At 67.1% G+C, this 26,529-nt stretch carries 23 protein-coding genes; 20 read left to right on the plus strand and 3 right to left on the minus strand.

The features are described 5' to 3' along the window. Nucleotides 1-724, minus strand: a 724-nt coding sequence (locus N7590_RS16745; RefSeq protein WP_279935740.1) for a helix-turn-helix domain-containing protein, incomplete at its 3' end; no start/stop codon positions are given. Between the two features lie 126 nt (nucleotides 725-850). Between N7590_RS16745 and hisS the strand changes: the two genes are divergently transcribed. The 20 genes from hisS (at nucleotide 851) to cueR (ending at nucleotide 22,465) form a co-directional block, all read left to right on the plus strand. Next, nucleotides 851-2,248 (plus strand): histidine--tRNA ligase, encoded by a 1,398-nt coding sequence (hisS, locus tag N7590_RS16750; RefSeq protein ID WP_053449593.1) that lies wholly within the window; start codon nucleotides 851-853, stop codon nucleotides 2,246-2,248. Next, nucleotides 2,245-2,541: a hypothetical protein gene (locus tag N7590_RS16755; protein WP_164241104.1), complete on the plus strand. Its 297-nt coding sequence runs from the start codon at nucleotides 2,245-2,247 to the stop codon at nucleotides 2,539-2,541. Before hisS ends, N7590_RS16755 begins: the two co-directional genes overlap by 4 nt. A gap of 414 nt (nucleotides 2,542-2,955) precedes the next feature. After that, a complete protein-coding gene (locus N7590_RS16760; protein ID WP_008267046.1) occupies nucleotides 2,956-3,264 on the plus strand; it encodes a YerC/YecD family TrpR-related protein in 309 nt (102 codons plus the stop codon). Between the two features lie 34 nt (nucleotides 3,265-3,298). Then, the gene (hisG, locus tag N7590_RS16765; RefSeq protein WP_164087083.1) at nucleotides 3,299-4,210 is read left to right on the plus strand and encodes an ATP phosphoribosyltransferase; all 912 of its coding nucleotides are present in this window, start codon (nucleotides 3,299-3,301) and stop codon (nucleotides 4,208-4,210) included. Next, the gene (gene hisD, locus N7590_RS16770; protein WP_053512040.1) at nucleotides 4,207-5,502 is read left to right on the plus strand and encodes a histidinol dehydrogenase; all 1,296 of its coding nucleotides are present in this window, start codon (nucleotides 4,207-4,209) and stop codon (nucleotides 5,500-5,502) included. The genes hisG and hisD overlap by 4 nt, the downstream gene beginning before the upstream one ends. Further along, complete coding sequence (gene hisC / locus N7590_RS16775; protein WP_164241105.1) at nucleotides 5,499-6,590, plus strand: histidinol-phosphate transaminase; 1,092 nt, start codon at nucleotides 5,499-5,501, stop codon at nucleotides 6,588-6,590. Before hisD ends, hisC begins: the two co-directional genes overlap by 4 nt. Beyond that, on the plus strand, nucleotides 6,587-7,660 hold the full coding sequence (hisB, locus tag N7590_RS16780) for a bifunctional histidinol-phosphatase/imidazoleglycerol-phosphate dehydratase HisB (protein WP_164241106.1): 1,074 nt from the start codon (nucleotides 6,587-6,589) through the stop codon (nucleotides 7,658-7,660). The genes hisC and hisB overlap by 4 nt, the downstream gene beginning before the upstream one ends. Then, complete coding sequence (gene hisH, locus N7590_RS16785) at nucleotides 7,657-8,259, plus strand: imidazole glycerol phosphate synthase subunit HisH (protein ID WP_164241107.1); 603 nt, start codon at nucleotides 7,657-7,659, stop codon at nucleotides 8,257-8,259. Before hisB ends, hisH begins: the two co-directional genes overlap by 4 nt. Beyond that, nucleotides 8,256-8,990 carry a 1-(5-phosphoribosyl)-5-[(5-phosphoribosylamino)methylideneamino]imidazole-4-carboxamide isomerase gene (gene hisA, locus N7590_RS16790; RefSeq protein WP_053512036.1) on the plus strand — a complete coding sequence of 245 codons (735 nt, stop codon included), beginning with the start codon at nucleotides 8,256-8,258 and terminating at the stop codon, nucleotides 8,988-8,990. Before hisH ends, hisA begins: the two co-directional genes overlap by 4 nt. Then, entirely contained in the window at nucleotides 8,984-9,760 is a 777-nt protein-coding gene (gene hisF, locus N7590_RS16795) for an imidazole glycerol phosphate synthase subunit HisF (RefSeq protein WP_053512035.1), read from the plus strand. Before hisA ends, hisF begins: the two co-directional genes overlap by 7 nt. After that, nucleotides 9,750-10,370, plus strand: coding sequence for a bifunctional phosphoribosyl-AMP cyclohydrolase/phosphoribosyl-ATP diphosphatase HisIE (gene hisIE / locus N7590_RS16800; protein WP_164241108.1), 621 nt, complete (start codon nucleotides 9,750-9,752; stop codon nucleotides 10,368-10,370). The genes hisF and hisIE overlap by 11 nt, the downstream gene beginning before the upstream one ends. Nucleotides 10,371-10,526: 156 nt before the next feature. Next, complete coding sequence (locus tag N7590_RS16805) at nucleotides 10,527-12,116, plus strand: calcineurin-like phosphoesterase family protein (RefSeq protein WP_164241109.1); 1,590 nt, start codon at nucleotides 10,527-10,529, stop codon at nucleotides 12,114-12,116. A 35-nt stretch (nucleotides 12,117-12,151) separates the two neighbouring features. Continuing rightward, nucleotides 12,152-12,436: a hypothetical protein gene (locus tag N7590_RS16810; protein WP_006436871.1), complete on the plus strand. Its 285-nt coding sequence runs from the start codon at nucleotides 12,152-12,154 to the stop codon at nucleotides 12,434-12,436. An 84-nt stretch (nucleotides 12,437-12,520) separates the two neighbouring features. Next, a complete protein-coding gene (locus tag N7590_RS16815; protein WP_053511626.1) occupies nucleotides 12,521-13,543 on the plus strand; it encodes a glucokinase in 1,023 nt (340 codons plus the stop codon). A 60-nt stretch (nucleotides 13,544-13,603) separates the two neighbouring features. After that, nucleotides 13,604-14,602 carry a N(4)-(beta-N-acetylglucosaminyl)-L-asparaginase gene (locus N7590_RS16820; protein WP_164241110.1) on the plus strand — a complete coding sequence of 333 codons (999 nt, stop codon included), beginning with the start codon at nucleotides 13,604-13,606 and terminating at the stop codon, nucleotides 14,600-14,602. Beyond that, nucleotides 14,599-15,330, plus strand: coding sequence for a copper homeostasis protein CutC (locus tag N7590_RS16825; RefSeq protein ID WP_164241111.1), 732 nt, complete (start codon nucleotides 14,599-14,601; stop codon nucleotides 15,328-15,330). Before N7590_RS16820 ends, N7590_RS16825 begins: the two co-directional genes overlap by 4 nt. A 213-nt stretch (nucleotides 15,331-15,543) precedes the next feature. Next, nucleotides 15,544-16,086, plus strand: a complete 543-nt coding sequence (locus N7590_RS16830) for a hypothetical protein (RefSeq protein WP_204275097.1) — start codon at nucleotides 15,544-15,546, stop codon at nucleotides 16,084-16,086. A gap of 297 nt (nucleotides 16,087-16,383) precedes the next feature. Continuing rightward, a complete protein-coding gene (locus N7590_RS16835) occupies nucleotides 16,384-19,341 on the plus strand; it encodes a TonB-dependent receptor (RefSeq protein ID WP_164241112.1) in 2,958 nt (985 codons plus the stop codon). Between the two features lie 151 nt (nucleotides 19,342-19,492). After that, nucleotides 19,493-21,994: a heavy metal translocating P-type ATPase gene (locus N7590_RS16840; RefSeq protein ID WP_164241113.1), complete on the plus strand. Its 2,502-nt coding sequence runs from the start codon at nucleotides 19,493-19,495 to the stop codon at nucleotides 21,992-21,994. 15 nt (nucleotides 21,995-22,009) lie between these two features. Then, nucleotides 22,010-22,465, plus strand: a complete 456-nt coding sequence (gene cueR, locus N7590_RS16845) for a Cu(I)-responsive transcriptional regulator (RefSeq protein ID WP_164087071.1) — start codon at nucleotides 22,010-22,012, stop codon at nucleotides 22,463-22,465. Nucleotides 22,466-22,544: 79 nt separating this feature from the next. On the opposite strand, the gene N7590_RS16850 is transcribed toward cueR, so the two are convergent. Both N7590_RS16850 and N7590_RS16855 read right to left on the minus strand, forming a co-directional pair. After that, on the minus strand, nucleotides 22,545-22,739 hold the full coding sequence (locus N7590_RS16850) for a heavy-metal-associated domain-containing protein (protein ID WP_053449609.1): 195 nt from the start codon (nucleotides 22,737-22,739) through the stop codon (nucleotides 22,545-22,547). 216 nt (nucleotides 22,740-22,955) lie between these two features. After that, the gene (locus tag N7590_RS16855) at nucleotides 22,956-26,033 is read right to left on the minus strand and encodes a TonB-dependent receptor (RefSeq protein WP_164241114.1); all 3,078 of its coding nucleotides are present in this window, start codon (nucleotides 26,031-26,033) and stop codon (nucleotides 22,956-22,958) included. Nucleotides 26,034-26,529: the final 496 nt, after the last annotated feature.

A 26,529-nucleotide genomic window follows, 5' to 3' on the forward strand; every position in this document is an offset into this window, starting at 1 on the left:
GCAGCCCGTCCTCGTCGAGGATCTCCACCACGTTCAGGTGGGGCAGGGCGATCAGGCCCTGCTGGCGCAGCTTGGTGAAGGTGCGGCTGACCGTTTCCATGGTCAGGCCGAGATGGTCGGCGATGTCGCCGCGGCCCATCGGCAGCGATACGCGCAGGCCGTCACCGCCGAGGCGGGCCTCGCGCGCGGCCAGGCGCAGCAGGAAGTCGGCCAGCTTCTCGGCCGGCTGCAGGCGCGCCAGTGCCAATGCGGCGTCCTGCGCGGCATCCAGTTCCTGGCAGGCGCGCTGCAGCAGCTTGCGCTCCAGGTGCGGGAAACGGCTGCGCAACACCTTCATCTGCGGCAGTGCGACGCGGCACACGCGGCTGTCGGCGATGGCCTCGATGTCGTAGCGGTGATGATCGCTGCTGCTGAGGCCGAGGTAGTCCCCGGGCAGCACGAAACCGTTGATCTGGCGGCGGCCGTCGGCCAGGGTGCGCACCAGGCGCAGCGCCCCGGCGGTCAATGTATAGACATGGTCACGCTCTTCGCCGGTGCGGGCCAGCGTGCTGCCCATGCTGACCTGCTGTGAAACAGTGACCTGCTCCAACGCCTGCACTTCGTCGGGCGACAGCGCCGAGCACACCGCCAGGTGGCGAACCGAGCAGTGCAGGCAGTCCAGCGTGGGGCAGGACGGCGAGGCGGGATCGTTGTTGGCGGGCGGAGCGCCGGAAGGCCGTGACATGTTGCGGGGGCGTATCGCGGTCGGGGAGGGCCTTATGATACTTCAAGCGGCCGTTCGACCCTGCCCGAGGCGGGGGCGCTAGAATGTCGCCCCCTCCCACGTCCCGTTCCAGCAGGAGTTCCGCCCGTGATCAAGCCCCGTACCCCGCCCGGCACCCTTGAACTGCTGCCGCGCGAGCAGATTGCGTTCCAGCGCATGCTGGACGTGATCCGCCGCAACTACGAGCGCTTCGGGTTCCTGCCGGTGGAGACGCCGGTGTTCGAGCTGTCCGACGTGCTGCTGACCAAGTCCGGTGGCGAGACCGAGCGCCAGGTGTACTTCGTGCAGTCCACCGGTGCGCTGGCCAATGCCGCCGAATCGGGCGACCGCTCGCTGCCGGAAATGGCGCTGCGCTTCGACCTCACCGTGCCGCTGGCGCGCTATGTGGCCGAGCACGAGCATGAACTGACCTTCCCGTTCCGCCGCTACCAGATGCAGCGCGTCTACCGCGGCGAGCGCGCCCAGCGCGGCCGCTTCCGCGAGTTCTACCAGTGCGACATCGATGTGATCGGCAAGGACAGCCTGAGCGTGCGTTACGACGCCGAAGTGCTGGCGGTCATCCATGCGGTGTTCTCGGAACTGCGGATTGGTGATTTCAGCATCCAGCTGAACAACCGCAAGCTGATGCGCGGTTTCTTCGAGAGCCTGGGCGTGGCCGAGGGCGAACGCCAGCTGGCCGTGCTGCGCGAAGTGGACAAGCTGGACAAGCGTGGCGCCGACTACGTGCGCGAGACGCTGGTGGGCGAGGACTTCGGCATTCCGGCCGAGCAGGTCGAGAAGATCCTGGCCTTCGTCGCCGTGCGTTCGCAGGGCCATGCCGATGCGCTCGCGCAGCTGGCCGCGCTGGAGGCCGGTGCGGCTTCGTCGGAAACCCTGCGTACCGGCGTGGCCGAGCTGCGCGAAGTGCTGCAGCTGGTGCAGGCGCTGGGCGTGCCGGAATCCGCGTACTGCCTGAATTTCTCCATCGCCCGCGGCCTGGATTACTACACCGGCACCGTCTACGAGACCACGCTGACCGACCACCCGCAGATCGGCTCGATCTGCTCGGGCGGCCGTTACGAAGACCTGGCCAGCCACTACAGCAAGTCCAAGCTACCGGGCGTGGGCATCTCCATCGGCCTGTCGCGCCTGTTCTGGCAGCTGCGCGAGGCTGGCCTGATCGATGGCATCGAAGGCAGCAGCGTGCAGGCACTGGTCGCGCTGATGGACGAGCAGGGCATGCCGCAGTCGCTGGATATCGCCCGCCGCCTGCGTGCCGGTGGCATCAACACCGAGGTGCAGATGGAGCCGAAGAAGATCGGCAAGCAGTTCCAGTACGCGGCCAAGGCCGGCATCCGCTTCGTGGTGCTGGCGGGCGAGGACGAGCTGGCCCGCGGCGTGGTGGCGGTGAAGGACCTGCTGCGCGAGCAGCAGTTCGAAGTATCGCGCGACGAGCTGGCCAGCACGCTGCAGGTGGAGCTGGAGCAGTCCAAGGCGATGGCATGAAGCGAGCCGCCGCAGGAGCGTTGAGCGTGCTCCTGCTGGCGGGTTGCCAGAGTGATCCGGCGCTGCACAGCGCCCGGATCGAGAAGGCGCAGTACCGGTTGCAGGTCGATCGTTGCCATGTGATCGATCGCGCGCAGCTGGAGGAGGACCTGCGGGCCCTGGCCTCGCGGAAGTGCCCGACGGGCGCAGGTGAGCTGGAGAACACCCAGTCCGTGCCAAGCCGGCAGGGCAGCCTGTTCGGGGAGTGCCTGCGGCGTGGCGCGCTGCAGGCGGAGGTCCGCTGCCAGCCTTGATTCGAGCCAGGTTATTGATCTGAAAGAAGAACGCCCGCCCTTTGGTGGGCGTTCTGCGTTTCAGGGCGAACAGCAGTCGAGCATGGCTCGATTCTACAAAAGCCGTTCTCGATCACTTTCCCAGCGAGATCCAGCAGATCGCGGCCACTGTCGAAGGCGGGGTGGGTCCGGTTGAGGGGGCGTGAGCCGCATGGATGCGGCGACCGAGCTTACACGGACGTACTTGCAGCGCCCCCCTCAAGCGGATCCATCCCGCCAACTCTCGGGAAGCCGCCTTTTCTGTTGCTCTGGCTCTTGCCTCTGCGGGTGCAGGGCGGCAGCCCTGCCATGCCCCCCAAGCCACGATTTGACGCACTGCGCAAGAATGCGTTAATGTACTAGCGCGCTATTACATTGATGCATGGAAACGACCCCGTGAAAGCCCGCCCCGAGATTGCCGCCAAAGACCCGAAGGCCGACCTGCAGGCCCTGGCCCAGGCCTTTGCCGCGCTGCGCGAGCCGGAACAGGTCGAGGCCTTCCTGCGTGACCTGTGTACCCCGGCCGAGCTGGAAGCCATGGCCGATCGATGGAAAGTGGTGCCGTTGCTGCAGCAGGGCGTGCCATACCGCGAGATCCACGAGCGCACCGGCGTCAGCGTGACCACCACCGGGCGGGTGGCGCGCACGCTCGAACATGGCCATCGAGGCTATGCCGCCGCCATCGACCGCCTTGCTTCGCGCTGATCCGCGCCCCGTTCCGACCTTCGAGACCTCCCCCATGAGTGCAACCCAGGCAGCGCCGGCACGAGACCGGTTGCGTATCGCCATCCAGAAGAGTGGCCGGCTGGCCGAACCCGCCCGCAACCTGCTCAGCGCCTGCGGCCTGAGCTGGCGCGAGAGCCGTGACAAGCTGTTCTGCTACGGCGAATCGCTGCCGGTGGACCTGCTGCTGGTGCGCGACGACGACATCCCCGGCCTGATCGCCGACGGCGTCTGCGACCTCGGCATCGTCGGTCGCAACGAGCTGGACGAACAGGCCGCGGCACGCCGCCAGATCGGCCTGCCCGACGCCTACCAGGCGCTGCGTGGGCTGGGCTTTGGCCAGTGCCGGCTGATGCTGGCGGTGCCCGAGGAATGGCAGTGGCAGGGCCCGGCGCAGCTGGCCGGTACCCGCATCGCCACCAGCTATCCGGCCATCCTCACGCAGTGGCTGGCCCAGCAGGGCGTGGACGCACAGGTGGTCGAGCTGTCCGGTTCGGTGGAAATCGCTCCGCGCCTGGGCACCGCCGACCTGATCTGCGATCTGGTGTCCAGCGGCGCCACGCTGCGCGCCAACCAGTTGACCCCGGTGCACAACCTGCTCGACAGCGAAGCGGTGCTGGCCGGTGCAGTGCGCGAGCCGGACGATGCGCGCGCCTCGCTGCGCGCGATGCTGCTGCGCCGCCTCGATGGCGTGGTGCAGCGCCAGGACCGCAAGCTGCTGATGTTCCGCGCCAGCGAGGATCGCGTCGATGCGCTGGCACAGCTGCTGGCTGATGCCGAACCATTGGTGCGGCTGCCGGCCGATGGCGGCGCGCTGCGCCTGCAGACCATGTGCCCCGGCCCGTTGAGCTGGCAGCGCATGGAAGAACTCGAGCGCGCCGGTGCGCAGGGCCTGATGGTACTGAGCGTGGAGCGGTCGCTGGCATGAACCGTCTGATCTGGTCCCGACTTGATGAGCCCGCCCGCAGCGCGGCATTGACCCGCCCGGTGCAGACCGTGGCGCAGCAGACCCGCGATGCCGTGGCCGCGCTGATCGCGCAGGTGCGTGCACTGGGCGACGACGCGCTGCGTGCGATCACCGCGCGCTTCGACGGTGTCGAGCTGGCCTCGTTTGAAGTTTCCGAAGCCGAATTCGCCGCTGCTGAAGCCGCCGTGCCCGCCGAACTGCGCCAGGCGATGGTGGACGCCGCCGAGCGCATCGCGCGCTTCCACGCCGCCGGCATGGGTAAAGGCTATGCAGTTGAAACCGCGCCGGGCGTGGTCTGTGAACGCATGCTGCGGCCGATCGGCCGCGTCGGCCTGTATGTGCCGGCGGGCAGCGCGCCGCTGCCGTCCACGGCACTGATGCTGGGCGTGCCGGCACAGCTGGCCGGGTGCCCGCAGGTGGTGCTGTGCACGCCGCCGCGTGCCGATGGCAGCGCCGATCCGGCGGTGCTGGTAGCCGCCCGCCTGACCGGCGTGCAGCGCGTGTTCAAGCTCGGCGGCGCGCAGGCGATCGCCGCGATGGCCTATGGCACCGCCACCATCCCGGCCTGCGACAAGCTGTTCGGGCCGGGTAACAGCTTCGTCACCGAAGCCAAGCAGCAGGTCGCGCAGGGCGGCGCCGCCGCCATCGACATGCCGGCGGGCCCGTCGGAAGTGCTGGTGATTGCCGATGCCGGCGCCACCCCAGCGTTCGTCGCTGCCGATCTGTTGTCGCAGGCCGAGCACGGCCCGGATTCGCAGGTGCTGCTGCTGACCGACGACGCGGCGATGCTGGCCGCGGTTGAGGCGGAAGTAGAGCGCCAGGTGGCATTGCTGCCGCGGCAGCAGATCGCGCGCCAGGCATTGTCGGCGTCGCGGCTGATCCAGGTCGAGACGTTGGACGAGGCCTTTGCGATCAGCAACCGCTATGCGCCCGAGCACCTGATCCTGGCCCTGCGCGAACCGCGCGACTGGCTGGGCCAGGTGCAGGCCGCCGGCTCGGTGTTCCTCGGCGACTACACCCCGGAAGCACTGGGCGACTACTGCAGTGGTACCAACCACGTGCTGCCTACCGCCGGTGCCGCGCGTGCCTACAGTGGTGTCAGCGTGGCCAGCTTCCAGAACCTGATCAGCGTGCAGAGTGCCAGCGCCGACGGCCTGGCAGCGATTGGTGGCTGCGCGCGCATCATCGCCCGTGCCGAAGGCCTGGATGCGCATGAGCGTGCGGTGGCGCTGCGCATGGAGGTGGCGGCATGAGCGCCATTGACGATGTGCTGGCGCTGGTGCGCCCGGATCTGCAGGCCTTCGCCGGCTACAGCTCGGCGCGCAGCGCGGCGGTGCAGGGTGAGGTCTGGTTGAACGCCAACGAATCGGCCTGGGCCAATCCGGCCGATGCCGCAGGCAGCAGCCGGCGCTATCCGGAACCGCAGCCGTTGGCGCTGCGTGAGGGCCTGGCAGCGCTGTACGGCGTGACGCCGCAGCAGCTGCTGGTCGGCCGTGGCAGTGACGAAGCCATCGATCTGCTGGTGCGCGCCCTGTGCGTGCCGGGTCGCGACGGCGTGCTGGTGACCTCGCCGGTGTTCGGCATGTATGCCGTCTGCGCGCGACTGCAGGGTGCGCCGTTGATTGATGTGCCGCTGGTCGATGGCGAGGATGGCCTGCGCGCCGATCTCGATGCGGTCATCCGCACGGCACGGGAGCAGCGCGTCAAGCTGGTATTTCTGTGCGCACCGTCGAACCCCGCTGGCAGTGACATCGCCCTGGACGAGGTCGAGCGTGTGGCGGTTGCATTGCGCGGGCAAGCGCTGGTGGTCGTGGACGAGGCCTACGTCGAGTACGCGCAGCGTGCATCTGCGACTACGCTGTTGGCCGCGCATGCCAACCTGGCGGTGCTGCGCACGTTGTCCAAGGCGCATGCACTGGCTGCGGCGCGCGTCGGAGCCCTCATTGCCGCACCGGATCTGATCGCCGTGCTGCGCCGTTGCCAGGCGCCGTACCCGGTGCCGACCCCATGTGCGGAACTGGCCGTGCAGGCCCTTCAACCGGCTGCCCTGGCGCGTACGGCCGAGCGTGTGGCCATGGTCATCGCCGAGCGCGAGCGCCTGTCTGCCGCCTTGCCGGGCCTGCCCGGCGTTCGCCGCGTGTACCGCTCGTCCGGCAACTACCTGCTGGTCCGCTTTGCCGACGCGCAGGCCACATTCGACACGTTGCTGGATGCCGGGGTGGTGGTGCGTGACCAGCGCGCCGCGCCGCAGCTGGGCGACGCGCTGCGCATCAGCATCGGCAGCCCCGAAGAGAATGACCGCGTGCTTGCGGCCCTGTCGGCGCGGAGGGCCGCCGCATGACCCCGATCCTGTTCATCGACCGCGACGGCACCCTCATCGAGGAGCCGGCCGACTTCCAGATCGACGCCTACGAGAAGCTGCGCTTCGTGCCGCAGGTGATTCCGGCGCTGCTGAAGCTGCGCGACGCCGGCTACCAGTTCGTGATCGTCACCAACCAGGATGGCCTGGGCAGCGAGAGCTATCCGCGTGCCAGCTTCGAGGGTCCCAACGACCTGATGCTGCAGATCTTCGAAAGCCAGGGCATCACCTTCCGTGACGTCCTGATCGACTGCAGCTGGCCGCAGGACAATGCGCCGACCCGCAAGCCGGGCATCGGCCTGATGACGGCTTACCTGCAGGACCGCAGCATCGATTGGGCGCGTTCGGGCATGGTCGGCGATCGCATCACCGACCTGCAGTTTGCCGACAACCTCAACGTCCGTGGCTTCCAGCTGCGCACCGAACAATTTGGTGGTGAGTGGGACTGGCCGGGCATCGCCCACGCCCTGGCCGACGCACCGCGTACCGCAGTGGTCCAGCGCAATACGAAAGAAACGAGGATCCGCGTTGAGCTGGACCTGGATCGAGTCGGCGATGCGCGCATCTCCACGGGCCTGCCGTTCTTCGACCACATGCTCGAACAGATCGGAAAGCACGGTGGCTTCGCGCTGGACATCCAGGCCGAGGGCGACCTGCACATCGACGAGCACCACACCATCGAAGACACGGGTCTTGCCCTGGGGCAGGCGCTGCGCGAAGCACTGGGCGACAAACGCGGCATTGGCCGCTACGGCTTCACTCTGCCGATGGATGAAACGCTGGCCAGCGCCGCGCTGGATTTCAGCGGACGCCCGTACTTCGTGTTCGAGGGCGAGTTCAAGCGCGAGCGGGTGGGCGACATGCCAACCGAGCTGGTACCGCATTTCTTCCGCTCGCTGTGCGATGCCAGTGGCCTGAACCTCAACCTGCAGGTGCGCGGCGACAACGATCACCACAAAGTGGAGGCCTGCTTCAAGGCCCTGGCGCGCGCGTTGCGCCCGGCACTGGCCCGCCAGGGTACGGCGTTGCCGAGCACCAAGGGGGCGTTGTGAGCGACGTCGCGCTGATCGATGCCGGCGGCGCCAACCTGGGCTCGGTGCGCTATGCGCTCGAGCGCCTGGGGGCGACGGTACGGCTGGTGCGTGATGCGGACGGCCTGGTCGGCGCGCAGCGGGTGATTCTGCCGGGCGTGGGTGCCGCAGGCCCGGGCATGCAGCGCCTGCATGCGCAGGGGCTGGTGGAGCCGTTGCAGCGACTGGAGGTGCCGCTGATGGGCATCTGCCTGGGCATGCAGCTGCTGTTCGAGCGTTCCGAGGAAGCCGGCGTGGAGACACTCGGGCTGATTCCCGGGGTAGTGCGCAAGCTGGTGCCAGCGTGTGGCATCCGCGTGCCGCACATGGGCTGGAACCGCCTGCTGCCGCTGCGCGAATCGCTGCTGCTGCAGGGCGTGCCGGAGCGCGCCAGCGCCTACTTCGTGCACAGCTATGCCGCGCCACTCAATACCCACACCGTCGCCGCCTGCGACCACGGTGGCCTGTTCACTGCGGTGGTGGAGCAGGGGCGCTATTACGGCGCGCAGTTCCACCCCGAGCGCTCGGGCGAAACCGGTTCGCGGATGCTGCGCAACTTCCTTGAGGGCACCGCTGCATGAGCTTCATCGTTTACCCCGCGCTGGATATCCGTGATGGCCGCGTGGTGCGGCTGCGCCAGGGCGACTACGCGCAGGAAACCTCGTATGGCGATGATCCATTGCCGCGCGCGCAGGCCTTCGCCGCGCAGGGCGCGCAGTGGATGCACTTGGTTGACCTGGATGCGGCGCGTGCCGGTGGCTACACCCTGGCGCCGCTGTTGGCAGCGATCCGCGCGCAGACGACGCTGCAGGTGCAGACTGGTGGAGGGGTTCGTGGCCGCGACGACGTGGCACGCATTCTCGACGCCGGCGCCGGTCGCGTGGTCGTCGGTTCACTGGCGGTGCGCCGCCCCGATGAGGTGGTCGGATGGCTCGATGAGTTCGGCGCCGAACGCATCACCATTGCGCTGGACGCGCGGCAGGATGCACAGGGCCAGTGGCAGCTGCCGGTGCACGGCTGGACCGAGAACGCGGGGGTGACCCTGGATGACCTGGCCCTGCGCTACGCGCGTGCCGGCATGCGCCACCTGCTGTGCACCGATATCGCCCGCGACGGCATGCTGGCCGGGCCGAACATCGGGCTGTACGCGCACCTCTCGGCGCTATTGCCGGGCGTGGCCGTGCAGGCGTCAGGCGGCATCCGTGACGTAGCCGATGTCGGCGAGGCGCGTGATGCCGGCTGCGGCGGCGCCATCCTCGGCAAGGCCTTGCTGGAGCAGCGCATGAACCTGGCGGAGGCGCTGGCATGTTGAGCCGCCGCATCATTCCCTGCCTGGACGTGCGCGATGGGCGCGTGGTCAAGGGCGTGCGCTTCCGCGACCACGTCGACATGGGCGACATCGCCGAGCTGGCGCAGCGCTACCGCGACCAGGGCGCCGACGAGCTGGTGTTCTATGACATCGGCGCCAGTCCCGAGGCGCGTTCGGTGGACGTGGCCTGGATCGAGCGCATCGCGCGCCTGATCGACATCCCGTTCTGCGTGGCCGGTGGCATCGACAGCGTGGAAACCGCGCGCCGCGTGCTGTTTGCCGGCGCCGACAAGGTGTCGATCAACTCGCCGGCGTTGGGTCGCCCGGAGCTGATCACCGAGTTGGCGGACGAGTTCGGCGTGCAGTGCGTGGTGGTCGGTGTCGACTCGGTGCGCGAGGCCGATGGGCAGTGGCGCGTGCGTCGCTTCAGCGGTGACCCGGGCAAGACCCAGGCGGTGCCGATGCGCACCCTGGACTGGATCGTGGAGGCGCAGCAGCGAGGGGCCGGCGAAATCGTGCTGAACTGCATGGACAGCGATGGCGTGCGCCGTGGCTACGATATCGCCCAGCTGCAGCAGGCACGGGCCCTGTGCCAGGTGCCGCTGATCGCCTCCGGGGGTGCCGGTGCGATGGAGCATTTCGCCGAGGCCTTCGACCAGGCCGACGTCGACGGCGCTTTGGCTGCCAGTGTGTTCCACAGCGGCGCCATCGCCATTCCGGAATTGAAGCGCTACCTGCGCGGACAGCAGATCGAGGTGCGGGATGTCTATTGAAGTAAGGCCGTCAACGGACGCGTTGCAGGCGCTGGACTGGGGCAAGGGCGACGGCCTGCTGCCGGCCGTGGTGCAGGATGCCGATACCCTGCAGGTGCTGATGCTGGGCTACGTGAGCGCCGAATCGCTGGCGGCCACGCTGGCGATCGGTCACATGACCTTTTTCAGCCGCAGCAAGCAGCGCTTGTGGACCAAGGGCGAGCAGTCCGGCAACGTGCTGGTGGTGCAGTCGATCCGTGTCGACTGCGACGCCGATACGCTGCTGGTGATGGCACGTCCGGCGGGACCGACCTGCCATACCGGTGCCGAAAGCTGTTTCGACCAGGCGCCGAAGGACTTCCTGGGCGGGCTGGGCCAGCTGGTGGCGATGCGCGAGGCGCAGCGCCCGCCGGGCAGCTACACGACCAGCCTGTTCGAGGGCGGCATCCGCCGTATCGCACAGAAGGTGGGCGAGGAGGGCGTGGAAACCGCGCTGGCGGCGGTGGCGCAGGATGATGAGGCGTTGTTGGGTGAGGCCTCGGATTTGCTGTATCACCTGCTGGTACTGCTGCGCGCGCGCGGGCTGTCGCTGGACGATGCGCGGGCGGTGCTGGAAAAGCGCCATCGTTGAGGTGCGGTAGTGCCGGCCGCTGGCCGGCAACCACACGATACCCGACGATCATGATGTTGCCGGCCAGCGGCCGGCACTACCGGCAATGCGCCACGCGTGCGCGATGTCATCAACGGAAACTACAATAGGGGGTCTTCTTCTTTCCCGGACCGTCCCATGAAACTGCCTGCCGCCTGGCTGTGCTGCCTGTTGCTGACTTCGCCGGCCTGGGCCGCGGATACCGTGGTCAGCGGCAAGGTCTATCTGGAGCGCGACGGCAAGCCGGGCCGGGGCGCGACCGATCCGGGCCTGGCCGGGGTGCAGGTCTCCAACGGCGAGACCATCGTCAAGACCGCCGCCGACGGCAGCTACAGCCTGCCGGTGCGCGATGGCCAGACCGTGTTCGTGATCAAGCCCGATGCCTACGCCTTCCCGAAGGCGGGCGACGGCCTGCCGGCGTTCTGGCGGCACTATCGCCCGAATGGTTCGCCGGCGCTGAAGTACGGCGGCATCGCCGCCACCAGTGACGTCACCCGCAACTGGGATTTCGCCCTGCAGGCGGACCGCCATGACAGCCGCCGTGGCTTCCAGATGCTGGTGTTCACCGATTCGCAGACCGCCAGCCTGAAGGACATCGGCTACTACCAGCAGTCGATCGTGGCGCCGCTGGTCGGCCAGACCAGGGCGCGCATGGGCACCACGCTGGGCGATATCGTCAACGACGACCTGACCCTGTACCCGGTGATCAACAAGGTCACCACGTCGCTGGGCGTGCCGTGGTTCCATGTGCCAGGCAACCACGATCTCGATTTCGATGCGGCCAGCGACGCGCATTCGCTGGACAGCTGGCGCAACATCTATGGTCCGGACACCTATGCGGTGGAAGAGGGCGGCGCCAGTTTCGTGTTCCTCGACGACGTGGTGTACGACCCCAAGGCCAGGCCGAAGTATGTCGGTGGCCTGCGCGAAGACCAGTTCACGTTCCTTGCCAGCTACCTGAAGGGCCTGCACAAGGACCGCCTGCTGGTGCTGGGCATGCACATCCCGCTGTTCGACGCTGCGCCGGGGCGCGAGACGTTCCGTCACGCCGACCGCCAGCGCCTGTTCGACCTGCTCAAGGACTTCCGCAACGTGCTGGTGCTGAGCGGCCACAGCCACACCCAGCAACACGTCTACCACGGCAGGGCCGAGGGCTGGAACGGCGACAAGCCGCTGCACGAATACAACGTCGGTGCCAATTGCGGTGCGTTCTGGTCGGGGGTGAAGAATGCCGCCGGGGTACCGGACAGCACCATGAGCGATGGCACGCCGAAGGGCTACGCGCTGCTCGACGTCGCTGGCAACGGCAGCTATCGCCTGCAGTACCGCGTGGCCGGCAAGCCGGCCAGCGAGCAGATCGGCCTGCATGCACCGAAGGTATTGCGCCAGGGCGCCTACCCGGCGTGGGGCATCTACGCCAACGTCTACATGGGCGAGGATGCCAGCGTGGTCGAGTACCGCGTCGATGGTGGCGCCTGGCAGCCGATGAAACAGGTCAGCCAGCCCGATCCGCGGCTGATGGTGGAGAACGTTGCCGACGACCTGGCCGTCACGCTGCGTGGCTATGACCGCTCGCCGGAGGCCACCGCGTCGCCGCACCTGTGGCGTGGCGCGCTGCCGACCGACCTGGCCGTGGGCAGCCACAAGGTCGAGGTGCGTTCCACCCAGCCCGACGGTGCGGTGTTCACCGCCACCACCAGCTACAGCCTGCAGACTGCCCAGCCCTGACCCGCGGCAGTGCCGCTCCAGCGAAAGGAACCCGCATGGATATCCGTTTCATGGCCGGCACTACGCCGGTCACCCTCAGCCGCCACTGGTTCACCGGCGCGATGCTGCTGCAGAGCGCCACCGAGAAGGTCTGGGTGCAGCATCCGTGGCACCCGGGCACGCATTTCTCGTTCTCGCTGGTACAGTCGTGGCTGCGCCACATCGCCGGCCATGAAGTGCTGGTCGAACGTACCCGGCCGCTGCTGTTCGCCGGTTTCCGCCCGCAGCGCCTGCGTGTGCTGGTGGATGGTGTGCAGGTGGCCGAGCAGGAAGGCATGTAGGCCAACCTGAACCACCGGCGCGCTAGGCAAAGCCGCCCCGATGCCTGAGAATCGGGGCGATTCAATCGATCCAAGCAGGCCCGCGTGACCATCGCAGCAGCGTCCCCGGTTTCCACCGACTCCGCCCGCGGCGGTCTTCCGCGCCGTCTCGTTGTCGCCGATGTCGGCGGCACCTTCGCTCGCCTGGCATTGGCCGAGACGCTGGCCGGGCAGCCGCCGCGCCTGGGCAGCCATCGCACCTATGCCTGCGCCGAGTATCCAAGCCTGGCCGCGATCCTGGCTGATTTCACTTCGGGCCTTGGCCAGCCGGTGAAGACCGCAGTGGTGGCCATTGCCGGCCTGCTCGATGGCGATGTGCTGATCAACTCCAACCTGCCGTGGACGGTGTCGCTGTCGGCCACCCGCGCGCAGTCGGGGCTGCACGAACTGCAGTTGATCAATGATTTCGAAGCCGTGGCGCTGGCCATTCCTTACCTGCAGGCCGATACCCTGGTGCCCTTGAACGGCGACGCCGATCCGGCGCAGGCGTTCCCGGCACTGGTACTGGGCGCCGGCACCGGACTCGGTGCCGCGCTGCGCTTTGCCGATGGCGAACGCCCGGTGCTGGCCAGCGAGATCGGCCATGCCGCGCTCGGCGCGGGCAACGCGCTGGAGCTGCAGGTGCTGGGCAAACTGCTGCAGCGCTGGCCGCACGTGGACAACGAACGCGTGTTGTCCGGCAGTGGCCTGATGAACCTGTATCCGTGCCTGTGCGAACTGCGCGGCGCCACTCCGGTGTGGACCAGCACCGAGGCGCTGATCGGCGCCGCCCGCAGTGGCGAGGATGCGTTGGCGGTGGAGACCCTGCAGGTGTTCTGTGCCTGGTTGGGCAGCCTGGCCGGCGACGCGGCGATCGCCGTCGGCGCGCGCTCGGTGTACCTGGCCGGTGGCATTTCCGCGCATGTGCAGGATTTCCTGGCCGATGGCCGCTTCCGCGCGCGCTTCCTCAACAAGGGCGTGCTGAGCGAGGTGCTGCGCCAGGTGCCGGTATGGCGCGTGGAGCACGGCCAGCTGGGCGTGCTCGGTGCAGCGGTCTGGCACGCCGCACGGCAGCCCACGCACGACTGATCGGCAGGGCCGGCATCGGGCTGGTCGTGCATTTCGTGCATTGCAGACTGGGAGGGGAATATGGTGGATCGCAGGCAGTTCCTGCAGGCCGGTGCGCTGGCCGCAGGCATGGCGGCATTGCCGGGCGTGCAGGCGCGTACGCAGGGTGGGGCCAAGGTGGTTTCCACCTGGGACTTCGGCGTGCCGGCCAACCAGGCCGCATGGAAAGTGCTGGCAGAGGGAGGCAGCGCGCTGGATGCCGTCGAGGCGGGCGCACGCTGGGCCGAGAGCGAACTGTGCAACCCCACCGTCGGCCATTGCGGCAATCCGGATCGCGATGGCGTGCTGAGCCTGGACGCCAGCATCATGGACGGTGATGGCCGCTGCGGTGCGGTGGCCGCGCTGGTCGACATCCTGCATCCGGTGTCGGTGGCGCGCAAAGTGATGGAGAACAGCCCGCACGTGCTGCTGGTGGGCGACGGCGCGCAGCAGTTCGCGATGCAGCAGGGTTTCGAGCGCAGACATCTGCTGACGCCGCAGGCCGAAGCCGCCTGGCGCGAATGGCTGAAGACCGAGAAGTACCAGCCGCAGATCAATGCCGAGCGCCGGGGCATCCCCGGCAACAGCGATAACCACGACACCATCGGCATGCTGGCGCTGGATGCCAAGGGCCACCTGGCCGGTGCCTGCACCACCAGTGGCATGGCCTGGAAGCTGCACGGCCGGGTCGGCGACAGCCCGATCATCGGTGCCGGCCTGTACGTCGACAACGAGGTCGGCGCCGCCACCGCGTCGGGCGTGGGCGAGGAAATGATCCGCAACGCCGCTTCTTTCCTGGTGGTCGAGCTGATGCGGCAGGGGCGCTCGCCGGCGCAGGCCTGCCGCGAGGCGATCGACCGCGTGGTGCGCAAGCGCCCGGAAGCGAGCAGGACGCTGCAGGTGTGCTTCCTGGCGATGAACAAGCAGGGCGAGGTGGGTGCCTATGCACTGCATCGCGGCTTCGTCTACGCGGTGTGCGATGCGCAGCGCCAGGATGACCTGCGCGATTCGCCATCGATCTACACGAGCACTCAGGCATGAGCACGCGACTGAGCCTGGAGATCGCCAGCAACTCGCTGGCTTCGGCGTTGGCCGCCCAGGCCGGCGGCGCAGACCGCATCGAGCTGTTCGACAACCTGGCCGAGGGCGGCACCACGCCGTCGTTCGCCAGCATCGCGATTGCCCGCGAACGCCTGTCGATTCCATTGTTCGTGCTGGTGCGGCCACGCCCGGGCGACTTCCATTACGACGCGCTGGAAACCGAACTGATGCTGCGTGACATCGCGCAGTGCCGCGCGCTGGGCTGCGATGGCGTAGTGATTGGTGCGCTGGACGTGCAGGGTGGCATCGACCTGCCGTTGTGCCGTGAACTGGTGCAGGCCGCCGGGCCGTTGCAGGTGACCTTCCATCGCGCTTTTGATGCAGCCCGCGATCTGCCGGCGGCGCTGGAGCAGGTGATAGGTCTGGGCTGCCAGCGGGTGCTGACCTCGGGTGGCCAGGTCAGCGCCGAGGCCGGTGCCGATGTGCTGGCGGGCCTGGTCACGCAGGCCGCTGGCCGCATCACGGTGATGGCCGGCGCGGGGCTGGCCCCGGGCAACATCGCGGGCGTCGCGCGACGCAGCGGCTGTACCGAACTGCATGCTTCAGCCAAGGGCCTGCGACGCTCGGCCATGCAGTTCCATAATCCGGCGCTGCGCGGCCTGGACCCGGACTGGAGCCAGACCGCCACCGCGACCGTGGCGGCACTACGGCAAGCGCTGGACGGCTGATCGCAAGCCCGGGGTCGGATCTCTTCGCAGCAGGGCTCTGACCCCACCCGGATAGGCACGCGTTGCCGAAAAGTGACGCTTTTGACGCGTGCGGATGGCCAGGCCGTCCGCCAAACAGCGGAATGCAGGGGCATCCGTACTTTGGGATGGACGATCTGGTTGGGAGTGCCGACAGTGGGGCCCAACGCCTGGTGGCAACGATTCTCCTTCTGCATGCCTCGACTGCTCTTGCTGGTTCTGTGTTTGCTGCCCGCCGCCGTAACAGCTGCGGAAGAGGGGCAGTCACCCGTATTGATCTGGAGGGCTGCCGGTCCCGAGGGAAGCCGCATCGACGCTGTCCTGGGCGGGGTGACGCTGACTCCCGCTGCGAAAGGTGCGTTCGTCGACACGCGCGTACATCTGATTGGAAACCAGCGCTTTCGCGCGGTGTACCAGGTATTAGATTCAAACGCCGATAACCCGATGGGCCGTTGTGGCGCGGGGCGCGAGATCCAACTCTTCGTCTACGAACTGATCCCGCCCACGCCTGTCGAGCGGGGCAGGATGCTGATCAGTAGTTGCCTTGAGGCCGTGTCCCTGGCTAGCCAGAACTCGGGAAGTTCCGAAAGTGAGTCCGACTTTTCCTCCGTGGTCTGGCAGAACGACGGGTTCACCATCACGTGGTGGGGTGCAGGGCCCGACGGACAGGCCTCAAGCCGCTATGCACTCCGCAATGGCCGTTTCGTCCCGGCTCAATCGAGTGATAGAAGCCGCTGAGGGCGGACAAAACCGTTCCGCGCGCGTTTGTCGCGATCGTGTCATCGATCTCTGCGCCGTTCTCTCAGCATTGTCTGGCAACTATTTGATTGTCATGGCCAACGGCGGCCGGTAGCGGCAATCCGCGGCCTGTTGCTGCGTCGCCGCATGCCGGATGTGGTTCAGCTGTGCTTTAGTTTGGATCGATCCACAGGGGAGGGTGCCGCATCGGTCCTGGACCGATCCAGGCGCCCGGATCAGCCGTAGTGCCGCGCCACCACCCGTCCGTGCGTCCACACCTTCGAAGAGCAACCACCCATGGCTCAGTCCGTCCGCAAGCGCCGTCACCTGCTGTCCCAGGCTCTGGTCCTGGCCCTGTTGCCCCTGGCGGCCAGCGCGCAGGAAAGTTCCAGTTCGTCCACCAAGGATCTCGATGCGGTCACCGTTACCGGCTCGCGCATCAAGCGCGCCAGCGTCGAAGGCCCGGCGCCGGTCAACGTGATCACCGCCGCGCAGATCCAGAAGGAGGGCTTTGTCAGCGTGTACGACGCGCTGAAGACCCTCACCGAAGCAACCGGTACCGTCGAAGCGGCGTCGCAGTGGGGCTCGCATACGCCCAATGCCAGCGGCCTGAACCTGCGCGGGATGGGCCCGAACCGCTCGCTGCTGCTGGTCAACGGCCGTCGCGTCGCCGACTACCCGCTGCCCTATGGCGGTGAAACCAACTTCTCCAACTACGGCAACATTCCGGCTGCGGCGGTCGAGCGCATCGAAGTGCTGACGGGCGGTGCCTCGGCCATCTATGGCTCGGACGCGATCGCCGGCGTGGTCAACGTCATTCTGAAAACCAACTATGACGGCGACGAAGTGCGTGTGCGCGGCGGTACTTCCACTGAAGGCGGCCGTGATACCTGGGATCTGTCCTGGGCAGGTGGCAAGACCGGCGACACCTGGAGCGTGACCTACGCGCTGCAGTACACCAAGCGCGATCCGTTGTTCGGCCGTGATCGCCCGCAGATGGACGATGCCGATGATGCGCCGTACTCCTCCTGGAACATGGAACAGCGCAAGGTCGGCTTCCGACCTACCGCCGGCCTGGCGCTGATCGATCCCACCACGGGCCAGCGCCTGGCGCCGCCGGCAGGCACCTGCGAGAAGTTCAACGGCGAGTATTACACCGCCGATCGCCTGGTCTACAACTACGCCGCCAACACCATCACCAACACCGGCCGCCTGTGCGGCATGAGCGCCGACTACGCCAACTGGCTGTTGACCGGCGGCGCCGAGAACGTCTCCGGCAACCTGTACGCCACCTTCGATTTCAGCAATGACCTGCAGGCGTGGACCAACCTGGCGGTGTATCACTCCGAAGCCATCTGGGGCACCAACCCGCCCGGCGTGTCGCTGATCGACGATGACAATGGCTACTACTGGGATGCGAACCGCAACCGCCCGATCCTCGGCGTGCGCCAGTTCACCCCGAACGAAGTGGGCGGCCTGGACACGCTGCGCAACACCAACCGCGAACTGTCCTGGGATTGGAGCGCCGGCCTGCGTGGTCGCCTGGCCGATCGCTTCGACTGGAGTGCGACGGTGGGGCGCTCCTACTATCGCGTGGAAGAGCGGCAGAACGTGGTGGACAAGCAGAAGTCCTACGACTACTTCCTCGGCCCACGGCTGGGCACCACCGCCGGGGGTGAAGCGATCTATGCGTTGAACGAGTCACGCTGGTGGAACCCGCTGACGCCGGAGCAGTACTGGCAGATGGGGACCGTTGCGAAGAATCGCGCCAGCTCCTGGGTCAACCAGGCCTCGGCGGACATCACCGGTGAACTGGTCCAGGGCTGGGCCGGCCCGATTTCGTTCGCCGCCGTGGCCGAAGTGGCGCAGCAGGGTTATCACCTTAGTCCCGATCCACGCGCCGGCATCAACTTCGACCTGCAGAACGTCGACCGCGGTGGCGGCGAGCGCACGCGCTACTCGGCCGGCGTCGAGTTCAAGATCCCGCTGCTGGACAGCGTGATCGCCACCGCGGCGGCGCGCTATGACCGCTATGGCAGCTACAAGGCCGACGACAGCAGCGACGCCCTGAATATCGGCAGCCAGAAGGAAACCACCTGGAACGTCGGGCTGGAATGGCGCCCGGTCGAATCGCTGCTGGTGCGAGGCTCGTATGCCACCAGTTTCCACGCGCCGGACATGCACTACCTGCTGGGCCAGCCGAGCAGTTCCGAAGTGCAGACCTATGACCGCCTGCGCTGCATCCAGAGCGGTGCTTACCTGGTCAACAACTGCGGCGTGGGCAACACCGACGTCTGGTACACGTTCGATGTGAACCGGCGCGGCACGCCGCTGCTGCGCTCGGAAACCGGTGATTCGTGGACGGTCGGCTTCGTCTGGGACGTGATGCCGAACCTGTCGGTCAGCGCCGACTACTGGGCGATCAAGCTGGAAGACATGATCGTCGACGTCGGTGCCGACGAAGTGCTGGCCAGCGAGGCCGGCTGCCTGACCGGCAAGAACATGGACGGCACGCCGTGGGCCAATCCGGCCGGCGGCGAGTACTGCGCGGGCATCCTGGCGCGCGTGAACCGTGACAGCAACGGACGCCTGGTGTCGATCGAGCGTGGCCCGTTCAACCTGGCCAGCCGCGAGGTACGCGGCATCGACCTGACCGCGCGCTACCGCCTGGAGACCGCGCAGTGGGGCAGCTTCCAGCTGGGCGTGAACTACACCAACCAGATCTCGACCAAGGAACAGCGCTACGCCGCCGACCCGAACCCGGAACGCCGCGACCGCGACCTGCGCAGCAAGCTGCGCGCAAGCCTGGCCTGGCAGCGTGGCAACTGGAACGCGAATGTCTATGCCGACCGCATCGGCTCGGTGCCGGGCGTGCGCTACCACTGGGGTACCGACCGCCTGGACAACCCCGGCGGCTGCCTGCCGTTCGCCGATGGTTACGTGCCCAGTGACAGTCCGTCGCTGAACTGCCTGGAGCCGGCGACCCGACCGGACGGCTCGCCCAATCCGAACCCGAACGCCGGCCAGCAGACCGCGCGCTACTACGGCCGGGTCGGGCCGTTCATTACCTGGAACTTCAATGTGGGCTATCAGGTGACCGAACGCGCCAAGGTCAATGTCTACGTCAACAACGCGTTCAACTCGGCCAGCTGGAACCACAAGGACCCGTACAAGCTGGACTACGACTTCGCCCCGACCCGCCTGCTCGGTGCGGTCGGCCGCGAATTCGCACTGGAGTATGTGTTCACCTTCTGAGGAGACCCACCTCCGGCGGTAGATCCACGCCATGCGTGGATGCGGACACCTGGATGCCCATTCAGGAAATGCGGACAGGCTGGATTTGACCTTCCCACGATGGCAAGGTTTAGCCTGTCCGCATCCAGAAGGAATCCATGGGAATCCGATCATGAGTGCACCCCGCGCCAGCGCAGCCCCCGCCAGCCTGCCCACCATCAGCCTGCCCATCGAGGGCATGACCTGCGCCAGCTGCGTGGGCCGGGTCGAAGCGGCGCTGTCCAAGGTCGAGGGCGTGGGCAGCGTCTCGGTCAACCTGGCCACCGAACGTGCGGATATCCGTGCGTCCGGTCCGGTCGATCGCGCCGCGCTGATCCAGGCGGTGGAGCGGGTGGGCTACGACGTACCCGCTGCGACCCTTGAGCTGGCTGTGGAGGGCATGACCTGCGCGTCCTGCGTCGGTCGTGTCGAGCGCGCGCTGCGCGCGGTGCCCGGCGTCAGCGAAGCCAGCGTGAACCTGGCCACCGAGCGCGCCACGGTGCGTGGCGTGGCCGACGTGGGCGCGCTGGTGGCGGCCATCGACAGGGTCGGCTATGCCGCCCATGCCATCGAGGCTGGGGTTCAACCGGATGACGAAGCGACGGAAAAGAAGGATGCCGAGCGCGCGCAACTGAAGCGCGACCTGATCGTGGCCGCCGCGCTGGCACTGCCGGTGTTCGTGCTGGAAATGGGCTCGCACCTGATTCCCGGCATGCACGGCTGGGTGATGGCCACCCTGGGCATGCAGGCCAGCTGGTACCTGCAGTTCGCATTGACCCTGCTGGTGCTGGCCATTCCCGGCCGCCGTTTCTACCAGAAGGGTTTCCCGGCACTGCTGCGGCTTGCGCCGGACATGAACTCGCTGGTGGCGGTGGGCACCGCTGCGGCATTCGGCTACTCGGTGGTGGCGACCTTCGCGCCGAGGCTGTTGCCGGCGGGCACGGTGAACGTCTACTACGAAGCCGCGGCGGTGATCGTCGCGCTGATCCTGCTCGGTCGCTTCCTTGAGGCGCGCGCCAAGGGCCGCACGTCCGAGGCGATCAAGCGCCTGGTCAACCTGCAGGCCAAGGTCGCGCATGTGATCCGTGACGGCCGCACGGTCGATATCCCGGTCAATGAAGTGCTGAGCGGCGATGTGGTGGAGGTGCGTCCGGGCGAGCGCGTGCCGGTCGATGGCGAGGTGGTCGAGGGCCGCAGCTACATCGACGAGTCGATGATCAGCGGCGAGCCGATTCCGGTCGAGAAGCAGCCGGGCAGCAGCGTGGTCGGCGGCACCGTCAACCAGAAGGGGGCGCTGACCGTGCGGGCCACGGCGGTAGGCGCGCAGACCATGCTGGCGCAGATCATCCGCATGGTCGAGCAGGCGCAGGGCTCGAAGCTGCCGATCCAGGCGGTGGTCGACAAGGTCACGCTGTGGTTCGTTCCGGCGGTGATGCTGGCCGCGCTGGCGACCTTCTTGGTCTGGTTGATCTTCGGCCCATCGCCGGCGCTGAGCTTCGCGCTGGTCAACGCCGTGGCGGTACTGATCATCGCCTGCCCATGCGCGATGGGACTGGCGACGCCGACCTCGATCATGGTCGGTACCGGTCGTGGCGCCGAGATGGGCGTGCTGTTCCGCAAGGGTGAAGCACTGCAATTGCTGAAGGATGCGCAGGTGGTGGCAGTGGACAAGACCGGCACGCTGACCGAAGGGCGTCCACGCCTGACCGACCTCGAGATCGCCGACGGTTTCGCTCGCAGCACGGTGCTGGCAGCGGTGGCGGCAGTGGAGTCACATTCGGAGCATCCGATTGCCCGTGCCATTGTTGATGCGGCGACCGGGCAGGGCATCGCGCTGCCGGCCATGCTCGACTTCGAATCGGTCACCGGCATGGGCGTGCGCGCCCGTGTCGATGGAGCCCGGGTCGAGGTCGGTGCTGATCGCTTCATGCGCGATCTTGGCGTGGACATCACCGCGTTCTCGACGCTGGCGGCGGAACTCGGCACGCAGGGCAAGTCGCCGCTGTATGCCGCTGTCGACGGCCGCCTGGCCGCGATCATCGCGGTATCCGACCCGATCAAGCCGAGCACGCCGGCCGCAATCGCGGCGCTGCACCAGCTGGGCCTGAAGGTGGCGATGATCACCGGCGACAACGCCGGCACCGCGCAGGCGATCGCGCGCCAGCTGGGCATTGATGAGGTGGTGGCCGAGGTGCTGCCGGAAGGCAAGGTCGAAGCGGTGCGCCGGCTCAAGGCCACGCATGGGCACGTCGCCTTCGTCGGCGACGGCATCAACGATGCACCGGCGCTGGCCGAGGCCGATGTCGGCCTGGCGATCGGTACCGGCACCGACATCGCGGTGGAGTCGGCCGATGTGGTGCTGATGTCGGGCAACCTGCAGGGCGTGCCGAATGCCATCGCGCTGTCGAAGGCAACGCTGGGCAACATCCGGCAGAACCTGTTCTGGGCCTTCGCCTACAACACCGCGCTGATCCCGGTCGCGGCCGGCGTGCTGTACCCGGTCTGGGGCGTGCTGCTGTCGCCGGTGTTCGCTGCCGGTGCGATGGCGCTGTCCAGCGTGTTCGTGCTGGGCAACGCGCTGCGCCTGCGCCGCTTCCAGCCACCGATGGCGGACGCTCCCGCCGCGAGCCATTGAAAAGGAGAGGGCCGCATGAACATCGGTCAAGCTGCCAAGGCCTCCAGTGTTTCGGCGAAGATGATCCGCTACTACGAGCAGATCGGGCTGATTCCCGCGGCCGATCGTACCGAGTCGGGCTATCGCGCGTACTCGCAGGCGGACATCCACCGCCTGCGTTTCATCCGCCGCGCCCGCGATCTCGGCTTCCAGGTGGCCGAGATCACCGACCTGCTGGGTCTGTGGAACGACACCTCGCGGCACAGTGCCGACGTCAAGCGCTTGGCCGAGCAGCACATTGCCGACCTGGAACAGCGCATCGAAAGCATGCGGCAGATGGCCGACACGCTGAAGTCGCTGATCAGCTGCTGCGCGGGTGACGAGCGCCCGGAGTGCCCGATCCTGCAGCGGCTGGGTGACGGCGATGAGTTGCCGGTGCCGGTCGATGCAGCGAAGACCGGCGCGGTGCGGCGGCGCGCGCACAAGCATTGAACCCACACCTCATGCATGAAAAAGCCCGCCGGGTGCAGTTGCACCCGGCGGGCCTGGTGTTGCGGGGCAGGGCGGCAGGTCAGGGAGTACGCGGCGGGAAACCGGCATCGTTCACTGCGGCGAAGACCTGCTCCTGCGATGCGGTGGTCTGCACCTTGACCAGGCCGGTCGGCGGATCGGCGACCACGCTGGCATTCGGATCGATCTGCTGGATGGCGCGGGTCACGCTGCGTGCGCAGCCGCCGCAGGTCATGCCGTCGACATGGAATTCCATCTGTAGCTCCTTCGGTGCTCTTGGGGGTGGAGCCAGTGTGCACCTTCCAACGATGGCAGGGTCAAGCACCGGGCTGAACGGCCGGCAAGGCACCCATGAAAAGGGATCAATGAAAACGGCAGCCACCTGTACCAGCGCGGCTGCCGTGGAGGAACGTCCCCGCATGAGCGGGGTGTGGATTGCGCCGGAGCGGGCCCCGGGCAACCCGGTGTGGCCTTAGAACTTCCAGGTGGCGCCGAAGTACAGCTGGCGGCCAGCGTAGGTGTTGGAGATCAGGCGGGCCTTGCTGTCGTTGCCCAGGTGTACGCGCTGCTCGGACTTGGTGGCATTGATCACCGACGCGGTCAGGGTCCAGTCCGGGGTCAGGTTGTAGGCCACGTTCAGATCCAGCTGGTCATACGGCTCGGTGTAGACCGTCATGCCGTTCTGCAGGCCACCCACCACTTCGCCGCGACGGTTGAACGACGCGCGCGCGAGGAACTTGTCGTTCTCGTAGAACACGGTGACATTGGCCTGGTTCTTGGCGCTACCCACCAACGGCGACGAACCGATGTTCTGGCCGTCCAGGACGATCGACGCCAGGTTGGTGTCGTTGTAGGTGTAATTGGCCTGCACGCCGAAGCCGAAATCGAAGGTGTACTGGCCGTACAGCTCCACGCCCTGCGAAACGCCATCCTGGCCATTGGCCCTGGTCTTGTAGTTCTGCACGGTCACCATTTCACCGCCGACATTCATCTGCATGTCGCGCACGACCGGCACGGTGAAATTGCTGACGTCCTTGCGGAACAGGCCGACACCGGCCACGGCGCCCGGCTGGAAGTACCATTCCAGGCCGAGATCGTACTGCGTGGCCTTGAAGGGCTGCAGCTGCTTGTTGCTGCCCTCACCCGCCCAGCCCGGATTGGGCGCACCGCCCGCCACGCGGCGATCGTCGACGTACTCTGCGCTGTAGTAGCTCAACGCACCCGGGGTTGCGATATCCGTGTAGCCCGGACGGGCGATCACCTTCGACGCGGCGCCGCGCAGCACCAGCGTGTCGGTGATGTCCCAGGCGATGTTGAAGCTCGGCAGCACGTCGGTATAGGTGCGGTCGACACCGATCAGCGCATAGCTCTTGCTCTGCGCCAGGTCGTACGGCAGGCGCACGAAGCCGCTCTCGCAGCCATAGGTCGGATAAGCCGCGGCAGCCGGGTCGGTGCATGCCATCGGCGCGCCGGACGCGTTGTCCAAGAAGTAGTCGTTGAACTTCTCGATCGAGTCGGAAGACTGTGCGAACTGCTTGGTGCGCACCACGCGCACGCCGACATTGCCGCGCAGGCGTTCGGTGCGGAAGTTGGCCTGGAAGTAGCCCGAGTAGATCTTCTCGTTGACGTTGTAGACGAAGTCGTCCTCGGTACGGTTGTGCGAACCGCCGTAGGTCTTGTTCAGGTAATCGATGTAGGCCGGATAGTTGATGCCCGGGAACACGTTGGCGTTGAAACCGCCGGCGATGTTGCTGATCGGATTGGACAGGAAGAAGCCCGGCTGTGCATCACCGGCGGTCGGGTCGCAACCGGCCTGATAACGGCCGTCCTTGTAGTCGGCCGGATCACGGCCCGGGCACACCCAGTAGGTGTTGCCGGTGTTGCGGTGGACCTTGCCGTCGCGGTACTTGGCACCGAACTGGATCGAGTCCAGCCAGCCCGATTCAAACAGCTTGGTGACGTCGGCCTGGAAGTAGCTCTGCTTGACCTCGGTGCGCTTCCACGACGAATCGGTCGAGCCGGTGTCCACCTCGGCAACGCCGTTCATCAACTGCTGCTGCAGGTCGGGCGAGAAGGTGGCCGAGGGCGTGCCGGTCAAGTCCCAGGCGCTGTACTGGTTGCCGGACAGGTAGTCGTTGCCGACCTTGCGGCGCGGCTTGGCCGACATGCGGAAGTTCATCGACGGGCCACCCTCGGACCAGGTGCGGCCACCGGTGAACGACGCCTTCCACAATGGGCTGATGTCCCAGTCGATGGTCAGGTCGGCGGTCTGCGAGAGCGCCTTTTCCTTGCTGTAGCCACCGGTCAGCTGCGGGGTAGGCATGGTGCAGTCGTCCGGCCCCCAGCCGCCGGGCTTGAGGCCGGCGGCCTTGGCCTGGTCTTCACTGCAGATGTAGGCCTTGCCCGGAAGCTTCTCGAACTGGCCACCGGTGACGATGCTGCCGCTGGGGTCGAAGTCCAGGCCGTTGAGCAGCCGGCCGCCGTCCCAGTTGCCGTCCTGGTTGTAGCGCGCCATGCTCCATTCCGGAATCTTGAGCATGTTCTGGGTGTAGTCACCCTGCAACTCGAAGCGGAAGTAATTGGCGGTCATCGTGACGTTGTCGACCGGCTTGAACTGGAAAGTCAGCTGGCCGCCCTTGCGCTCGCGCTTCTCTTCCTTCACCGCGAAGTTGACCGACGTCGGCATGAAGAAATCGCTGTAGTTGCCGCCGGTCTGGTTGTTGAAACCGGACTTGCCCCACCAGTAGTGGATGCCATCCTGCGACTGCACGTTGCCATTGGCATCACGCGCCTTGCCGGCGCCATACCACTGGTAGTCCTCGGTGGTGGCTTCCATGGTGCGGGTGGTGCGCTTCTGCTGGGTCACGCCGACCAGCACGCCGAACCGCTCGTCCTTGCTGTGCCACGAGTACAGTGCCGACGCCTGCGGGTCGATATCGTGGTGGGTGTCGGAGGAGGTGCCTTCGAGCGTGACGAAGCCCGAGTTGGATTCCATGTCCAGCGGACGTCGGGTGTGCAGGATGACCGTACCGCCGATGCCGCCTTCGTCGATGCGTGCTTCCGGCGACTTGAACAGCTCCGCGCTGGACAACATGTTCGACGGCAGCAGGGTGTAGTTGAACGAGCGGGTCGCTTCGTCGTTGGTTTCCGACGTGGCGACATAGTTTCCGTTCAACTGGGTCAGGGTCAGGTCCGGCGCCAGGCCGCGCACGCTGACGCTCTTGCCCTCACCACCGCTGCGGGTGATGACCACGCCGGGCACGCGCTGCAGTGCGTCGGCGACGTTCTTGTCGGGGAACTTGCCGACGTCTTCGGCGGTGATCACTTCGACCACGGCATTGGCGTCGCGCTTCTGCTCCAGGCTCTTTTCAATGGCGTAGCGGTAGCCGGTGACCTGGACGCTGTCCAGGGTGGTGGCGTCCTGCGAGCCGGTGGAAGCGGCCTGCTGCGCGGCGGCGCCGGCCGGAATGACGGCGGCGGCCAGGGCCAGCGCGATGGCCAGCGACAATGCGTCCTGGCCGTGCGTACGTGTTGAATGCTTCATTCCCATCTCTCCCTCTCTCCTGGACTGATCCGGTGACGTGGCACGGACAACTTGAATCGATCTAATTTGAAGTGACATTGTCGCTATCGCCATGCAGTGGCAGTGGCACCGTGCGCGTGGCCTGGTACGTCCTGTGACTGCTTCCCCAACTCCCGGCCATCGCAATGTCGTCTTGGATCGATCTAAGCGATGGGCGGGCGTTTTTTAGCATGGGTCGCCCGCGGGCGCATGCTGCTGCGCAATATGGTACTGGCGTGGCGAAGGGATGACGGTTTGCTGAAATCAGTGGAAACGTTTTCGTGCGCAGGGGAGGGTGGGTCGGCAGGGCTGCGCCCTGCACCTGCGGTAGTGCCGGCCGCTGGCCGGCAACAGCCAAAGCCAAAGCCAAAGCCAAAGCGGCTCTGGTTTTCCGATGGTTTGGCGGGGCGGTGTGGGCTGGCAGGACACGCCGTAAACCCCCCTCCGGGGTCCGGCCCAGCCGCTGGCGGCTGGGCGTTCGGGC

The organism is Stenotrophomonas sp. GD04024, assembly GCF_029837545.1.
Taxonomy (GTDB): Bacteria; Pseudomonadota; Gammaproteobacteria; order Xanthomonadales; family Xanthomonadaceae; genus Stenotrophomonas; species Stenotrophomonas forensis.

Excerpts from the sequence above, each read along its gene's own strand:
- N7590_RS16840 (WP_164241113.1), top strand. The coding sequence starts at position 19,493 with ATGAGTGCACCCCGCGCCAGCGCAGCCCCCGCCAGCCTGCCCACCATC.
- N7590_RS16835 (WP_164241112.1), top strand. The coding sequence starts at position 16,384 with ATGGCTCAGTCCGTCCGCAAGCGCCGTCACCTGCTGTCCCAGGCTCTG.
- N7590_RS16805 (WP_164241109.1), top strand. The coding sequence starts at position 10,527 with ATGAAACTGCCTGCCGCCTGGCTGTGCTGCCTGTTGCTGACTTCGCCG.
- hisD (WP_053512040.1), top strand. The coding sequence starts at position 4,207 with ATGAACCGTCTGATCTGGTCCCGACTTGATGAGCCCGCCCGCAGCGCG.
- cueR (WP_164087071.1), top strand. The coding sequence starts at position 22,010 with ATGAACATCGGTCAAGCTGCCAAGGCCTCCAGTGTTTCGGCGAAGATG.
- N7590_RS16820 (WP_164241110.1), top strand. The coding sequence starts at position 13,604 with ATGGTGGATCGCAGGCAGTTCCTGCAGGCCGGTGCGCTGGCCGCAGGC.
- N7590_RS16755 (WP_164241104.1), top strand. The coding sequence starts at position 2,245 with ATGAAGCGAGCCGCCGCAGGAGCGTTGAGCGTGCTCCTGCTGGCGGGT.
- N7590_RS16830 (WP_204275097.1), top strand. The coding sequence starts at position 15,544 with ATGCCTCGACTGCTCTTGCTGGTTCTGTGTTTGCTGCCCGCCGCCGTA.
- N7590_RS16810 (WP_006436871.1), top strand. The coding sequence starts at position 12,152 with ATGGATATCCGTTTCATGGCCGGCACTACGCCGGTCACCCTCAGCCGC.
- hisB (WP_164241106.1), top strand. The coding sequence starts at position 6,587 with ATGACCCCGATCCTGTTCATCGACCGCGACGGCACCCTCATCGAGGAG.
- hisC (WP_164241105.1), top strand. The coding sequence starts at position 5,499 with ATGAGCGCCATTGACGATGTGCTGGCGCTGGTGCGCCCGGATCTGCAG.
- hisA (WP_053512036.1), top strand. The coding sequence starts at position 8,256 with ATGAGCTTCATCGTTTACCCCGCGCTGGATATCCGTGATGGCCGCGTG.
- hisIE (WP_164241108.1), top strand. The coding sequence starts at position 9,750 with ATGTCTATTGAAGTAAGGCCGTCAACGGACGCGTTGCAGGCGCTGGAC.
- hisG (WP_164087083.1), top strand. The coding sequence starts at position 3,299 with ATGAGTGCAACCCAGGCAGCGCCGGCACGAGACCGGTTGCGTATCGCC.
- N7590_RS16855 (WP_164241114.1), bottom strand. The coding sequence starts at position 26,033 with ATGGGAATGAAGCATTCAACACGTACGCACGGCCAGGACGCATTGTCG.
- N7590_RS16825 (WP_164241111.1), top strand. The coding sequence starts at position 14,599 with ATGAGCACGCGACTGAGCCTGGAGATCGCCAGCAACTCGCTGGCTTCG.
- hisF (WP_053512035.1), top strand. The coding sequence starts at position 8,984 with ATGTTGAGCCGCCGCATCATTCCCTGCCTGGACGTGCGCGATGGGCGC.
- N7590_RS16850 (WP_053449609.1), bottom strand. The coding sequence starts at position 22,739 with ATGGAATTCCATGTCGACGGCATGACCTGCGGCGGCTGCGCACGCAGC.